The sequence below is a fragment of the Vibrio gelatinilyticus genome (assembly GCF_022836845.1).
GTDB classification, from domain to species: Bacteria; Pseudomonadota; Gammaproteobacteria; order Enterobacterales; family Vibrionaceae; genus Vibrio; species Vibrio gelatinilyticus.
In genome coordinates this window covers 227,544-242,731 of sequence record NZ_JAJNNZ010000004.1, presented here as the reverse complement: position 1 = coordinate 242,731, position 15,188 = coordinate 227,544, and the positions used below count along the sequence as shown (strand labels likewise).

Annotated in this window: 15 protein-coding genes; 9 read left to right on the top strand and 6 right to left on the bottom strand. The window is 41.6% G+C overall.

Going from position 1 to position 15,188, the window contains the following annotated elements; genetic code table 11:
• Window positions 1-116 precede the first annotated feature (116 nt).
• From rlmKL to rmf, 5 genes are all read left to right on the top strand, one after another.
• Window positions 117-2,234, top strand: a complete 2,118-nt coding sequence (rlmKL, locus tag LNL84_RS07165) for a bifunctional 23S rRNA (guanine(2069)-N(7))-methyltransferase RlmK/23S rRNA (guanine(2445)-N(2))-methyltransferase RlmL (protein WP_244356324.1) — start codon at window positions 117-119, stop codon at window positions 2,232-2,234.
• Window positions 2,235-2,248: 14 nt separating this feature from the next.
• Entirely contained in the window at window positions 2,249-2,500 is a 252-nt protein-coding gene (locus LNL84_RS07160; protein WP_244356322.1) for a glutaredoxin family protein, read from the top strand.
• Complete coding sequence (locus tag LNL84_RS07155; RefSeq protein ID WP_244356320.1) at window positions 2,478-4,400, top strand: ABC transporter ATP-binding protein; 1,923 nt, start codon at window positions 2,478-2,480, stop codon at window positions 4,398-4,400. Before LNL84_RS07160 ends, LNL84_RS07155 begins: the two co-directional genes overlap by 23 nt.
• Before the next feature lie 15 nt (window positions 4,401-4,415).
• The gene (locus LNL84_RS07150) at window positions 4,416-6,410 is read left to right on the top strand and encodes a DUF3466 family protein (RefSeq protein ID WP_244356318.1); all 1,995 of its coding nucleotides are present in this window, start codon (window positions 4,416-4,418) and stop codon (window positions 6,408-6,410) included.
• A 162-nt stretch (window positions 6,411-6,572) separates the two neighbouring features.
• Entirely contained in the window at window positions 6,573-6,746 is a 174-nt protein-coding gene (gene rmf / locus LNL84_RS07145) for a ribosome modulation factor (RefSeq protein WP_244356316.1), read from the top strand.
• Between the two features lie 147 nt (window positions 6,747-6,893).
• Here rmf and fabA read toward each other — a convergent pair whose 3' ends face one another.
• Both fabA and LNL84_RS07135 read right to left on the bottom strand, forming a co-directional pair.
• On the bottom strand, window positions 6,894-7,412 hold the full coding sequence (fabA, locus tag LNL84_RS07140; RefSeq protein ID WP_244356314.1) for a bifunctional 3-hydroxydecanoyl-ACP dehydratase/trans-2-decenoyl-ACP isomerase: 519 nt from the start codon (window positions 7,410-7,412) through the stop codon (window positions 6,894-6,896).
• A gap of 71 nt (window positions 7,413-7,483) precedes the next feature.
• Window positions 7,484-9,127, bottom strand: a complete 1,644-nt coding sequence (locus tag LNL84_RS07135; RefSeq protein ID WP_244356312.1) for a S16 family serine protease — start codon at window positions 9,125-9,127, stop codon at window positions 7,484-7,486.
• Between the two features lie 204 nt (window positions 9,128-9,331).
• Here LNL84_RS07135 and matP point away from each other — a divergent pair, with 204 nt between their 5' ends.
• Together matP and LNL84_RS07125 are read left to right on the top strand one after the other, a co-directional pair.
• Complete coding sequence (gene matP, locus LNL84_RS07130) at window positions 9,332-9,784, top strand: macrodomain Ter protein MatP (RefSeq protein ID WP_244356310.1); 453 nt, start codon at window positions 9,332-9,334, stop codon at window positions 9,782-9,784.
• Window positions 9,785-9,797: 13 nt separating this feature from the next.
• Window positions 9,798-10,109 carry a DUF3634 family protein gene (locus LNL84_RS07125; RefSeq protein WP_244356308.1) on the top strand — a complete coding sequence of 104 codons (312 nt, stop codon included), beginning with the start codon at window positions 9,798-9,800 and terminating at the stop codon, window positions 10,107-10,109.
• 30 nt (window positions 10,110-10,139) lie between these two features.
• On the opposite strand, the gene LNL84_RS07120 is transcribed toward LNL84_RS07125, so the two are convergent.
• The 3 genes from LNL84_RS07120 to LNL84_RS07110 form a co-directional block, all read right to left on the bottom strand.
• Window positions 10,140-10,412, bottom strand: coding sequence for a hypothetical protein (locus tag LNL84_RS07120; protein ID WP_244356306.1), 273 nt, complete (start codon window positions 10,410-10,412; stop codon window positions 10,140-10,142).
• Window positions 10,413-10,927: 515 nt separating this feature from the next.
• Complete coding sequence (locus LNL84_RS07115) at window positions 10,928-11,128, bottom strand: hypothetical protein (RefSeq protein WP_244356304.1); 201 nt, start codon at window positions 11,126-11,128, stop codon at window positions 10,928-10,930.
• 325 nt (window positions 11,129-11,453) lie between these two features.
• On the bottom strand, window positions 11,454-11,903 hold the full coding sequence (locus LNL84_RS07110) for a hypothetical protein (protein WP_244356302.1): 450 nt from the start codon (window positions 11,901-11,903) through the stop codon (window positions 11,454-11,456).
• A gap of 331 nt (window positions 11,904-12,234) precedes the next feature.
• Between LNL84_RS07110 and LNL84_RS07105 the strand changes: the two genes are divergently transcribed.
• Both LNL84_RS07105 and LNL84_RS07100 read left to right on the top strand, forming a co-directional pair.
• On the top strand, window positions 12,235-13,173 hold the full coding sequence (locus tag LNL84_RS07105; protein WP_244356300.1) for a LysR family transcriptional regulator: 939 nt from the start codon (window positions 12,235-12,237) through the stop codon (window positions 13,171-13,173).
• Window positions 13,174-13,376: 203 nt separating this feature from the next.
• A complete protein-coding gene (locus LNL84_RS07100; protein ID WP_244356295.1) occupies window positions 13,377-14,588 on the top strand; it encodes a NupC/NupG family nucleoside CNT transporter in 1,212 nt (403 codons plus the stop codon).
• A gap of 194 nt (window positions 14,589-14,782) precedes the next feature.
• On the opposite strand, the gene LNL84_RS07095 is transcribed toward LNL84_RS07100, so the two are convergent.
• Window positions 14,783-15,145 carry a hypothetical protein gene (locus LNL84_RS07095; RefSeq protein ID WP_244356291.1) on the bottom strand — a complete coding sequence of 121 codons (363 nt, stop codon included), beginning with the start codon at window positions 15,143-15,145 and terminating at the stop codon, window positions 14,783-14,785.
• Window positions 15,146-15,188: the final 43 nt, after the last annotated feature.

Here is a 15,188-nt window from a genome sequence, read left to right as displayed (position 1 = left end):
TTTGTATTAATCTTGAACAATCGATGAAATAAAGGTGCTTTTATTGAGGTTTTCTTATCTTGCACCTTAATAGTCAGGTATAATCAAGGCCATTTTTTTACTGTCAAAAGAACGCTATGAACCAATATCTTGCAGTGACTTCAAACGGGTTAGAAAACTTACTTGCACAAGAGCTTGAAGAGCTGGGTATCTCTGAACCAAAACCAGTACAAGCCGGTGTTAAATTTAAAGCGACTCAAGAGCAGATTTATCGAGTTTGCTTATGGAGTAGGTTTGCTTCACGTTTTGTTCAGATCCTTTCTGAATTCACCTGTCAAGACGATATGGATCTCTATCTTGCAGCGTCTGCAATCAACTGGGTTAATCATTTCCATAGTTCACGACGTTTTGTTGTTGACTTTAATGGTACCAATCGCGAAATCCGAAATAGCCAATACGGAGCGATGAAGGTAAAAGATGCGGTTGTCGATTGTTTTACAAAAAAAGACTTACCTCGACCATCAATAAGTAAAGATCTCGCTGAGGTTCGTGTTCATGTTCGTCTGCACAGAGATAAAGCGCTTATCGGACTTGATTTAGTGGGATCAGGCCTTCATCAACGAGGTTATCGTACAGAGGCTGGCCGAGCGCCACTAAGAGAAACGCTAGCTGCTGCTATTATAAGCCGTAGTGGTTGGAAACCAGGTGATAACCTTCTTGATCCTATGTGCGGATCAGGTACGTTATTAATTGAAGCTGCGATGAAAGCGGCAAACATGGCCCCTGGCGTTAACCGTTCGAAATGGGCTTTTGAATTTTTAGAAGACTTCGACGCTGAGCTTTGGGCAACGATAAAATCAGAAGCCAAAGTTCAGTCACGTCGCGGTGTCAAAAATACTGACAGTCGATTTTTTGGTGTAGATAACGACCCGCGCGTAATAAAAACGGCAAAAGACAATGCAAGAAGAGCAGGCGTAGAAGACTTAATTACATTTGAGCTAGGCGATGCTAGTCAGATCTCTAAGCCAGAAGGTTTCGAGAATGGAGTTATCGTTTGTAACCCTCCTTATGGTGAACGTTTAGGTACAGAGCCCGGTCTCATTGCACTATATACTGAATTTGGTCACCGCTTGAAAACACAATTTGGAGGCTGTTCAGCGTCTATATTCTCAAGCTCTGATGACTTACTTGCCTGTTTGAGAATGCGTGCTGACAAGCAATTCAAATTGAATAACGGTGCGTTACAATGTCACCAGAAAAACTATTCTATTTCAGATCGTGTGATGACCAAAGGTGATGAGCAAAAATCGGTGCAAGTTGCGCCGGATTTTTCGAATCGACTAAAGAAAAATTTAACAAAAATCGGTAAGTGGGCTCGTAAAGAGAAGTTGGACTGCTATCGTATCTACGATGCCGATTTGCCCGAATATAATGTTGCTATCGACATCTATAAAGATTCCGTCGTTATTCAAGAGTATGCAGCGCCAAAGAGTATTCCTGAAGAGACAGCAAAACGCCGCTTAACTGATATTATCCGAGCGACTATTCAGGTTACCGGTATCGATACAAATAATACTGTTTTAAAAGTAAGGCAAAAGCAGAAAGGAACGAGTCAATACAATAAGCTTGCTAACAAGTCGTCAAAGATGACAGTGTCTGAGTATGGTGTAGAGCTCATTGTTAACCTTCATGATTATCTCGATACTGGTTTGTTCCTAGACCATAAGTTGACCCGAAAGATGCTGGGTCAAATGGCACAAGGCAAAGATTTCCTAAACCTGTTTGCTTACACAGGCACTGCTACAGTGCACGCCGCTTGCGGGGGCGCACGTACTACAACAACAGTCGATATGTCCAATACGTACCTTGATTGGGCAAAAGAGAATATGACTCTTAATGGTCAGGTCGGCCGTCAGCACCAATTTGTTCAGGCTGATTGCTTGCAGTGGCTTGAAAACGCCAAAGGAAGTTACGACCTGATCTTTATTGATCCGCCTACTTTTTCGAATTCGAAGCGTATGGAGCAAACTTTCGATATACAAAGAGATCACGCAAGTTTGATGGATCACCTTAAGCGACTATTGACGGAAAACGGCACGATTGTGTTTTCTAATAATAAACGCAACTTTAAAATGGATTTTGAAGCGTTAGAGCAAATTGGCCTTACAGCAGAAAACATTAGCCATAAAACGCTACCGCTTGATTTTGCACGAAACAAGCAAATTCACAACTGTTGGTTGGTCAAGCACAAATAAAGGGACTTTGTTACATGGAATCGAGCCTAACGCTCTATAGTACGGAAGGGTGCCATCTATGTGAGATGGCACTAGACCTGTTTCAGCAGTTGGGTTTATCCGATGCAGTGAAGGTCGTTGATATCGCCTATGATGATGAGTTATTTTCTCGTTACGGCGTCACTATACCAGTGGCTAAGTTTCGCAACTCAGAAATTAATTGGCCGTTTGGCTCAGAAGAATTACAAGAGTGGTTAAAAGTAAATGGCATTACTTACGATACATAATGGTCAGCTCGCGTTCGGAGATCACCCTCTACTTGATCATTCCGATTTTGCACTCCAAGAAAATGAAAGAGTTTGTTTAGTCGGCCGCAATGGCGCCGGTAAATCAACATTGATGAAAGTGCTTGCGGGCCAAATCCAAATGGACGACGGCAAACTGCAAATTACACAAGACGTCGTCGTTTCTCGATTAGAGCAAGATCCACCTCGAGATCAAGAAGGTACGGTATTTGATTACGTTTCTGAAGGCTTGGCCGATGTTGGTAAACAATTAAAATCTTACCACGATATGCTTGATCTGGTCACTGAGCAGCCAACAGAAGCCAATATTGCAAAGCTCGCTCGAATTCAAGAAAGTTTAGAAGTTTCTGGTGCTTGGCGCTTTGAAGACCGTGTTAATAACATCATGGCGGCATTAAAACTTGATGGTTCTACGTTGCTAACAGAGCTCTCAGGAGGTTGGCAACGCAAAGCAGCTCTGGCAAGGTCTCTTGTTTGTGATCCAGATGTTTTGTTATTAGATGAGCCTACCAACCACCTTGACGTGACAACCATTGAATGGTTAGAGACCTTCCTTAAAGATTTTCGTGGTTCAATTATCTTCATTTCTCACGACCGTGCTTTTATTCGCTCTATGGCTACTCGGATTGTCGATCTAGACAGAGGACAACTCAAGTCTTACCCAGGCAATTATGAAACGTATCTGGTCGAAAAAGAAGAAGCGTTGCGCGTTGAAGAAATGCAAAACGCTGAGTTTGATAAAAAACTGGCACAAGAAGAAGTTTGGATACGTCAAGGTATCAAAGCAAGACGCACTCGTAATGAAGGACGCGTTCGTGCGTTAAAAAAACTGCGTGTAGAACGCAATGAAAGGCGTGAAGTTCAGGGCAAAGTGAATATTAAAATTGATGATGTATCACGCTCTGGTAAAATTGTATTTGAAGCTGAACACTTAAACTATCAGATTGAAGGTAATACTATAGTTGACGATTTCAGCTTTAATATTATGCGCGGTGATCGCATTGCTTTGATTGGGCCAAACGGGTGTGGCAAGAGTACGTTAATCAAGTTATTACTTGATGAGCTAAAACCAACCAATGGTAAATTAAAGTGTGGCACCAAGCTTGAAGTCGCGTATTTTGACCAATATCGCGAGGTGCTGGATCCGGAAAAATCGGTTATTGATAATCTTGCTGATGGTAAACAAGAAGTGATGGTTGGTGGTCGCCAACGTCATGCATTGAGCTATTTACAAGATTTTTTATTCGCACCTAAACGCGCGAGAACGCCAGTTAAGGCGCTTTCTGGTGGTGAGAAAAACCGTTTATTATTGGCTCGTATTTTCTTAAAATCGAACAATTTACTGGTACTTGATGAGCCAACTAACGATTTGGACATCGAAACACTAGAATTACTTGAAGAAATGCTCGCTGAGTACCAAGGTACACTATTATTGGTAAGCCACGATCGCCAATTTGTTGATAATACAGTAACAACGAGTTGGATCTTCGAAGGAAATGGTAATATAGAAGAGTTTGTTGGTGGCTATCACGATGCTCAGCAACAGCGTAAACAAGTTATTGAAAGCCGTGGTGTTGACAAAATAGACAAACAAACGGAAAAAGTGGCAGTTGAACCGCAAAAGAAAGGCTTAAAGGTGAACTCTAAGCCTAAGAAGATGTCGTACAAGCACCAGCGAGAGTTAGAATCTTTACCAGGTCTATTAGAAAAGTTAGAGCAAGAAATCGAAGATCTTCAATCACAAGTTAATGATCCGCAATTCTTCTCTAAAAGCGTGGAGATCACTCAACCTATTTTAGATGAGTTATCTGCTAAAGAGCAGGAGCTCGAAGTTGCTTTCGAACGCTGGGAAGAGCTCGAAGCAATGCAACAGGAAAGTTAGTTTAAAATGAGTCGTATGAAGTTTAATTATTCTTTAATTGCTGCGGGTGTTCTCGCTGCAACATCAAGCCACGCAGCCCTTTATCAGGTTGTAGAGGTCACGCCTTCTTTGAGCGTGGTAGACGTAGATGCCAGTCAAAGTATTTTCACAGAGTATTATGGATCCGCGATTAGTAAGGCTCGCAACACTTCAGTTGAGCAAGGCTGCTTCGGCCAAGCCTGTGCTTCTAGCGCTTCTGCGTTAGCCGGCGATTCAAGAAATGGTTCTGAAGGCCACTCCTATCGCCAGGAAGTACCTTACAATTATGACTCCAGTTTTTTTTACACGGATTGGGGCCGAAATAGAGACTACTGTCGTTCAGAGCTAGGTTATCAGACGTGTGATCCTGCCTGGACTGATAAGATGTGGAAGAGTTTTAGTAGCCTTGGCGGTCTAAAAAAAGAGCGCGATGCCTGGTTAAGCCCAACGTATACCTCTAATGCCGAAGCATTTGTGAATACAGCGCAAATTGCTGCTGGCCAGCCAGTTACTGGATATTCTCCAGATGGTTTTTCTTATCAGAATCAATCAACTAACGTTGTAGTTAACGCGTTAGATGGTGATAAAGCGATAGGTAATACCAGCAGCGGTTATTACACTAACGGTTCTAATTCTGCATTAGTCTATCGTCACCGTGGTTTCTACGGTAATGCAAGTCAACCAACGATTTTAAACCCGTTACCACAGTCAGGTAATGGCAATAGTGAAATTGCAGTAAAAGAAGATAAGATAACAGCAAAAATGGGTCGTACTATGGCCTTTGATTCTATTGAAATCGATGGTAAGACTTACGTTACAGGTAGTGCTTCTGTTGCTCCATTTGACTATGGCGACAGTAATAAAAACTACCGAGGCTCTGTTTCAAATTGCATAAACGATACAAACATTAATGAGAACCCTTCAGCTTACGCTGATTGTCAGAATTTCGCATTTGCCACCAAGGCAGCATTGTGGGATGTAAGCTCAGCTAATGAAGGTACGCCAGTTGAACCGTTCATTGTCTCTAACTGGCAAAACACGTTGGATACTGTGATTGATAAGAAATCGCCTCAGGGGAGCGTTCGTGGTGCAGTCAAGTCAGCTAATCCAAATGTACTTACTGGCGAGCCGGTCCTAGTTGGGTTGAATACCACGCGAGACGGAAGCAACGCCTTCCTTCAGGCGACTGTCTTTACTCGTAATTCTAACGCGATCGATTCTGGCAATGGTTGGAACTCGATAGTTATTGGAGGCTCAACCATTAAAAGTGGAGACGACTTTATCTACAGCAGTTCTGTTGCTACCGATATTAACGAGAACTTGCTTTTAATTGGTGAAGCTAAGCGACGTGGTGACAAACGTGAAAACGGCGCGGCTGCAAACCGTATGTTCTTGGCCCAGGTAGATGCTAACGGAAACGCTTCTGCTCAGTACTTTGATGCGCTTAACGGTAACTCTGGTATCTTCTTTAGAGGTGTTGGCGGTGAAACGGGTGCAATCAACAATTTTAACGAAATTGTCGGTGCTGTAGACGCAGAGCAATCAACCGAGTTCTTTGGTAAAAAGCGTCGTCAACGTGGATTTATCTACCCATACAGTGCAGTTGGCTCTAATACTGAACGTATGGCGATTTTCCAAAACCAACCTTGGCTTCTTGATGACCTAACCAACGACGGTGTTGCAAAGGGTGCTGATGTTAATAACCAATATCGCATTATCGATGCCGCTGATATTAACGACGATGGTATCATTGCTGCGACGGCGCTTAAATGTGAGGGCGGTTACGATACGACTGGGCACAACTCATACTGCGGTAATGGCAGTCAGAAAGAGAAACTTGTCGCGATTAAGTTGATCCCGATCTCAGATCCTGCAGCACGTTCAATTCAGACGCGCGGTTTAGAAGCACCACCGGTTGAACGAAAAGGTGGTAGTCTTGGTTGGATGGCTCTGATTTTTCTTGGCTTTATCGGGTTACGTCGTAACAAGTAGGGCTGATTAATAAAAAAGCGCAGTATTGAAGAACAATACTGCGCTTTTTTACACCTTGTTAAACCGTGAAAAATGCGCAATTATTATTGAGGAGTCATAAAAACTCCACGTAGATTTAACGAACATGCGTTAAGTGATTTTACTGTTTAGAGAGGTTCCACTATGAAGAGACAGAAGCGAGATCGCCTAGAAAGAGCACAATCTCAAGGGTATAAAGCTGGTCTTAATGGAAGGTCAATGGAAGCATGTCCATACCAACAGATGGACGCAAAATCGTATTGGTTGGGTGGTTGGCGTGAAGCAAGAGACGACAAGCAAACAGGACTCTTCAAGTAGTAGGAAAATATAGCGTAAAGGAAAAGGCTCCCAATGGGAGCTTTTTCTTTGTCAAATAAAACACACAAGCACATGCTAGCGCACTATAACTAATAATATCTATTCAAATAATAGCGGCCAATTAAGCCGCTACTAAAATATCAAAGCTTAGAAAGTAGACGTGTCCTTGAATAGGCCTACTTTTAAATCTTTTGCTACGTAAATTTCCTTGCCGTCTACAAGTACGCGTCCGTCAGCGATACCCATAACTAGCTTACGGTTAACCACACGCTTCAGGTGAAGTTCATAAGTCACTTTCTTCGCGGTTGGCAGAACCTGACCAGTGAATTTTAATTCACCAACACCGAGTGCACGACCTTTACCTTCACCACCGATCCAGCCTAGGTAGAAACCAACAAGCTGCCACATAGCGTCAAGACCAAGACAGCCTGGCATTACCGGGTCGCCAATGAAGTGACAATCGAAGAACCATAGATCAGGAGTAATATCGAGTTCTGCTACAACTAGGCCTTTGCCAAAGTCGCCTTCAGTTTCCGACATTTTTGTTACTCGATCCATCATTAACATATTCGGTGCAGGCAGCTGTGGGTAACCAGGGCCAAACAATTCACCACGACTAGAAGCTAATAGATCTTCGCGGTTATAAGATTCACGTCTGTTTTGCATTCTTTATTTACTCCAAATTTTGGTAAGAGCATCTTAGTGAACAGGTGTAAGCTGTACAAGTCCGACCACCACTAGACAAACCAGTTTTTTACTCTTTCTAACAATGTTTCTGGATGTTCGTGTTTTTCAAAGTTTTCAATACGTTCAGCAATTTTATTGAGTACGCTGTTCTCATCTTCGCCACGAAAGGGCTTGTTCATCAATAATGGGATGACTTCATCTACAGTCGTTACTGCCCAAATGTGAAATTCACCATTTTTAATACTATTTACAACATTGTTGTCTAACGCAAGGTGTTGAAGGTTTGTTTTTGGTAGTACTACGCCTTGTTTACCAGTAAAACCTTGGTGACGACAAACCTCGTAAAAACCTTCGATTTTTTCGTTTAACCCACCTACAGCTTGTACTCGTCCAAATTGGTCAACAGCGCCTGTTACCGCAATCTGTTGGTTAATAGGATAGCCAGATAATGCACTAACTAATGAGCAAAGCTCAGCAAGAGAAGCACTATCGCCATCGACTTCGCAGTAAGATTGTTCAAACACGATGGATGCAGAATAGGGTAGCGGCATATCTAGATCTAGCTCAGAGCTAACAAACGCCTGCATTATCATCATGCCTTTGGCATGAATATTACCACCGAGTTCTGCTTTTCTTTCTACATCAGAAATATCGCCATCGCCAAAATGGATGACACACGAAATACGAGCGGGTTCACCATACGATTGAGGATGCCCGGGCATATCGATGACCGTTAGGCCATTGACTTGTCCAACTTGTTCACCCTGAGTTTCAATATGAACTTGCCCTTCGAGAATATCCTCTATGGCTCGTTGTGGTAGATAAGACTCTCTAAATTGCTTATCGGCTCTGGCTTGTTCTATGTTTGATGCAGTTACGGCTTCTCCTGATGCATGATTGTTTGCTGCATTGAGAATCGCTGAATGCCACTGAAGAGAGAGGGGCATATATTGCTTATCTTCGGCTTCACGAGCTCCTACCTGAAACAGCTTAACAAATCCATCTTGTGAAAGAGGTTTTAAGTTCCACTGCTGATTTAGACTATTGATAAAACCGATATAGTCCGCTGCACTGTGTTTAGTTAACTTTAAGTCCATCTCAAATTCAGAATACAGCATGGCACCAGAGCGGAAATCTTCATCAAAATAGTCTAGCTCTGCGGTTTGTTCTCTGTCTCCGACCAAAATTAACTTAAATTCGGACTGAAAAGCTTTGGCATCCACGTTCGCGTGATTGGCTGAAACAGGAAGAGAAGGTATATTTCCTCCTAGCGCCGCCGATTTGAGGTCTGCCCAGCTCTTAGCACTAGCCAATGCTAAGTTAAGTGGGATAATTAGGCAGCTTTTATTTGCCTTAGAGATCAGGCCAGGAGCATAACTGAGTTTTTCTCTGTAAGAGTAGGTATCGTACAACGTGTTGGCGTCGAGTGACTCACTGATTATACTCGGTTTTTTGATGCTCTCTACATATTCATCAACATAATTGGCGATGAGCTGGCGATAGGCTTTATTATCAGATGACTTGATAACTAAAATTGATGCTGAACAGTGATCAGAGAAAAAGTAATTGAGCGTTTTTGTCACTCGTGTTTGTAAATCCATGTATGAGCGGTGATCTAATGTCGCGCCTTGTTCAAACAGAGTTTGAAACTCTTCGTATTGGGGACAAACTAATTGCCAATCAACTTTTTGCATTATACCAACATCTATTTTTAAAATTGGCTGAAGTATACACCGAAAAGGGCGTAAACCGTTACATCAACTTGTTCCTTTTCATTTACGCCTATATCAAGTTTTGATTTCTCATTAGAGAAAGGTCTCATAACATACAGTAAGTTATTGTTGTTTCGTCATTAGTGGGTTACGCTGTCACTGTGGCAAGAGTAGGGATAGGATTCGATGAAATACCAACAATTAGAAAACCTTGAATGTGGTTGGAAATGGCATTATTTGACTAAGAAGTGGCGTGAAGGCACCAACGTTACTCGATACATAGATACCAGTGAAATAGATCATGCGGTTCATAAACTTCGAACAATTGAACACGAACCTACGTTGGTACTAGAGTGGATTGACGAGCACATGTCTTTAGAGCTCGATGTTAAGCTCAAGCAAGCGATTCGAGCTAAACGGAAACGCCACTATAATGCCGAGCAAGTCCATACTAAAAAGAAATCCATTGATTTAGATTACCGAGTTTGGGAAAAGCTTTCTCAACGCGCCGGCGAATTAGGTTGTACTTTATCAGAGGCAATCGAGTACTTAGTGTCAGAAGCGTCTCGAAGTGAAAAAGCGACAAAAAAGGTAAGCAGTATTAAAGAAGATCTCAGTAAACTTCTGTCTTCTGATTAAACTGGAGGTGCAAATGTTATATGTGATACTTGTCGGTGCAGTCGTTGTGTTTTGGCTGGTTGCGATTGATAGACCAATTCTAAGTGTGAAGTTTGTATCTGGAAAACTAGATAAAGTAAAAGGGCATTTATCTCCTTCGTTTAAACACAACTTAAAAGAGATAATTGAGAGGGAAGAGGTAACGGGTACCTTAAAGGTGTACCAGACTCGCAATAACATGAAGCTCAAATTCTCCTCGAGCGTTCCTAAATCATGCCAACAAAAAATTAGAAATATTTTCCCACATCAAAGTATCAAGCCTAAAGGGAAAAAAAGAAAAGGGTAATGATGGCCCACACTCTGTGGGCCACTTTTCTTAAACCAATGCTACCTCTGGTGAAGCTTCAGTCACAACATCTCTTTCATCCCAAATTTTAAGTAGCGTTCTTCTTGATTCGGCATTAAGCATCCGGATCCGTCTGCACGTCCAGTTTTCTGCCACATAGTCTGCGATTTCTAATGAGATGGGATTATTATCAGTAAGATAGGTTTCAAGTGCGATTTCGACTTCTAACAATGAAAGACCGTTAACATCCCATCTTTCAATGCGTGAGTAGCTTTCTTCAAACCAGTCGTGAGGTAGTGTCATAGAAGACTCCTTTTCTATGCGAGAACTAAAAAATTAACTGTATTAAACATATTACTTATACTCAATAGAACACAGAACATGGAATTCTGTAAAGGGAAAACATCAAAACTTACAAAATTAAATACCTAAAATCACAAACTATGCAGCATATAAATATAACCACACCTATTTATATAGCCACATAACCCGACGAGGCTATAAATTACGAGATACTATAAATTGGGCGAATGACGCCATTGTGTTCAAAAATAGTTCCCTTTTTCAGCCCTGTGAAAACTGAAACCTAAGATTGCACAAATGAGCCTAGATTTTATACCGGCAGCACTATATCTTTGCCGGAATTATTTATATTTCATATAGATAAAAAGCGTTTCGGCCACTCAAAGAGTGGTCTTTTTTTTACGTAGTGCAAAGATTTTAAGATACTAATTTGATTAATGGATTCAAAATTACGGTTGGGTCTGCGTTAGGTTTACAGTGACTTTCTGCAAAGAAAATAAACCAACAGTATTTCGTTAAACAGTTGGGTTCTTCAACTGACTTTCTTCACTTGGGAAATTTAATATCTTCACGTGTTCGTTTACTAGGCGGCTATTTTCTTCCGTCGGTTCAATAAGATAAACCACTTTATCGTATTGAAATGTTAGTGACTTTGAGAGCTTGCGAGTTTCTTGCCAACTAAAGATATCGTCCAGTTCCTGATCGGATTCGCGCACTTTTCAGTGCATGTCTTTAGCGAATTTCACTGGCTTGGCAAAACGGCGGTTAAAGTCGGCGATGAAGTAGGGAAGCCATGCATTGGTGTCTTCGATGGTGTTGATGCCTTGTAAGCGCATTTCTTTTACCAGGCGGTGTTGCAGCGTAAAATTTGCTCGTTCTACACGACCTTTAGCCTGAGAGCTGTTGGCGAAGATGAGCTCAATGCCAAGTTCATTCTATACTCGGCCATATTGCGTCCGGCCAACGTGCTTGTGTTTTTCTTGATTAACTCGAAAATCGAGTGTCTATCGCTATAGAACGCGACCGGCTTACCGTGCTCATTCAGGTATTCTGGGCTGCTAACATGTAATCAAAAGCCGATTCGGTTTCACTGAATCTTAAGTTCATCAAGCGACCAGTCGCATCATCGATGAAGACCAGTAGGCAGCACTTGTCGCTGAGACGGAGCGTTTCTTTAGAAACAGTCAGGTTGTGATCCTCAGAGAGTTTTTCCAGGGAAAATGTTGGTGAAAAGTCGAAGTTTTGCTCACGTAGAATCCTTAATACTTCAGATCGAAAACAATCATCATAGCGGCGGTTGCTTGGACGACCACGAACTGCGTGTGCCAAGCTTTGAGCACCATAAGTTGAAAGTTGATTTAGCAAGTGTCTGACATGTCCAGTAGAGATATTTAAAATATCAGCAGCGTCGATTTGTCGTAAACGTTTTTCTCGCACATCTTTTAGGACTTTGAATCGATTAATCTCGTGACCACTCATAGCAATTAACATCAGTTTAGGTCCTCGAAGCTATGCAATGTTAGTTGCTAAAACCAGAAGTTACTATATTGCTCTTACACTCAAGGTGCGTATTATCTATCTTATGTTAAATAAGGTTTTGCGCTACGTTGATTTATGCTGGTTGTTACTCTCTTTCTTTGTCGTATTTCGCTCAATCCGGTCTATTAGCTTATTAATTTAACCATAATCGTTATTTACCATAAAATACCTAATAATCATATTTACTTAATCTGAGATTAAGAAATCCATTATTAGGCTCAAAGTGTGCAATAAGCTAAGTTATAGTTAACAACTACCGTCATTAAATTCGAGATGCCACCTTATGCTCAACAGAGCCAACCAACTTGTCGTGTTTCACTCACTGTGTACTCATGGAAGTTTCAGTGTAGCGGCCAAAAAACTTGGCTGTTCTACATCCCATGTGAGTAAACAACTCAATAAATTGGAAGATGAGCTTGGCCCTCAGCTAGTTCTACGAACCAGTAGACAAATCAAAGTGACTGATGATGGACACACACTTCTTAAACATGCCACTACTATTGTTGAAGCGTTGGAACAAGCCGAGCATGATTTTGAAATGTTATCACAGGAAGTATCTGGAACTGTCCGCATCGCCATTTCTCAATCCTTTGGGACAATGCACATTATCCCTTTGCTTGATAAGCTAAAACTGCAGTTTCCTCTTCTCAATATAGAGGTGTTACTTACCGATTACAAAGTCGATATGGTTAAAGAGAATGTCGATTTATGGATCACTCATTTTGAGCATTTACCCGAAGGTTACATAGCGCAGCGATTAGTCGAGACCAAATTTGTACTTGCTGCCTCACCCTCCTATTTAGCAAATAGTCGCCCCCCTATTAAGCCTGAAGATTTACTCAGTCACAATTGCATTACGTATCGAAATAGGCACAAAGAATACAATTTGTGGTTGTTTAAACAAGGTAAAGAGGAAGTGTCTATACCTGCAAATGGTAATTACAAGGTAGGTCTGGCCGAAGCAGTAAGAGATGCCGTAGTGGCTGATTGGGGTATTGGCTATCTCGCCACCTACCTGATAAGAGATGAGTTTTCTTCTGGCAAACTTATACAATTGTTGCCTGATTGGACGCTGAGTCAACCTATGCCCTTGTTTGTCGTATACCCAAGACGGGAACATCTCCCAAATAAAGTACGAGTCATCGTTGAGCACTTGAGAGACACTTTTTCAGGAATTCCTGTTTGGAATACCAAACTTCGGCGCGCCAACATTAAGCTCTAGGAGCCAATATAATAACCAAATTACAGTTTATGCGAATAGCATGTTTTCCATTTGGAAAACATACCGTGCTAACTTGCTGTTTTAAAAGTATGGGCTTTGTAATCGTCAGTTTTTCTTAACAAAACCACTACACGCATCACTTGTAAGCGAAAGCGACTTGAATACAATACGCGCCTCCTTTAACTAACAACATTCTGTCGACTATGATTTCTCTTTTAGGCATGTGCGTTATTCTTGGCGCCGCATACGCACTTTCAACTAATAGAAAACAAATTCCGTTTAGAACGGTTTCATTAGCTTTACTGCTTCAGGTTTTATTTGCTGTCCTGGTGCTTTACATTCCAGCAGGCAAAGATGCCCTATTTTCCTTTTCATCGCTTATTAGTGGTGTCATTGAATACGGTCAGCAAGGGATACAGTTCCTATTTGGTGATATCGCGACAGGTAGTGTTGGCTTTGTATTTGCTATCAATGTACTCGGTATCATCATTTTCTTTTCCGCACTGATTTCAGCGCTTTATTATCTTGGCGTGATGCCTAAAGTGATCCAGGTGATCGGTGGAACTCTTCAACGATTGCTGGGCACAAAAAAAGCAGAGTCACTGTCAGCAACTGCGAATATTTTTGTTGGTCTAGTTGAGGCCCCTTTGGTTGTTAAGCCATATCTAACAAAAATGGGAGATTCTCAATTCTTTGCTGTTATGACATGTGGTTTGGCTTCCGTAGCCGGTGGAACCCTCGTTGGTTATGCTTCTGTTGGTGTTGATATTAACTACTTAGTCGCAGCCGCCTTTATGTCTGCCCCTGCGGGTTTGCTGATGTCTAAGATCCTCGTTCCACCGTGTGTTGAGGAGTCTGCATCTACTGATCATGAAGATGATATTGTTATCCCAAAAGCCAATAATGTTGTTGAAGCGATTGCTGATGGAGCGTTGTCTGGCGCTCAAATCGCGATTTCAGTGGGTGTTACGCTTCTTGCGTTCGTTGGAATCATTGCGCTTCTAAATGGTCTACTCGGTAATGTCGGCAACGTTATTGGTGTCGAGTTGAGCTTTGAATTGATCCTAGGATACGTTTTTGCGCCTGTTGCCTGGATGATTGGTGTGCCTTGGAATGAGGCTATGACGGCAGGTTCCCTGATTGGAAACAAGATCGTTGTAAACGAGTTCGTAGCGTTTATTCAAATGATGGATGCGCAAGATCAGCTATCGCCCCACTCTCTTGCTATTGTGACTTTTGCGCTTTGTGGTTTCGCAAACATTTCGAGCATGGCCATGCTGATAGGCGGACTTGGAAGCCTTGTACCAGAACGAAAAAAATTCATTTCGACTTACGGTTTTAGAGCGATTGCTGCCGGCGTCCTCGCTAACTTGATGAGTGCATCTATTGTCGGTTTGATACTTTCTCTAGGCTAAATATAAGGCTCTTATTTAGCTTACATGGAAGATAGTGAGTACATGGATGTACGCCCCAAAATGCGATATAGAAGTACTCTTTACTTAAGTACATTCAATCGCACTATTACTCATACACTCCTTTCGCTAACATACCCTAGTTAAGAATAGTTATACTTTAAAACACCATTAATATTCAAAATGAACTGACTAATTCAATCGGTGTAGCTAACTAATTTTTGTTGGTTATCAATATCAGATATAAAAACCACGTTTACCGGTAGAGCGTTAAACTCTATGGTCCATTTTTGGTTATTATTTATTAACACATTGTTAGTAGATGACGGTTGTAATCTGATCCCTTTCACTTTTGGAATGCTAAACGACTTTCCATCGAATTCAGCTCTCACATCAATTTTGTTATCCGATATTGATATGATGCATTGCTCATTAACCTGGCATTCTACTTTTGGTTCCACATTGTGGTTAAAAGTCCGCCAGGTAAACGCTATCACTAATAGCGTTAGCATGGCTAAAATTTGTGCTAAACGCGCTTTTGTTAACCTCTCGGCTGCCATTCTACGTATTCTCCGTGTAACAAACTTCAAAGTTTTGAAATAA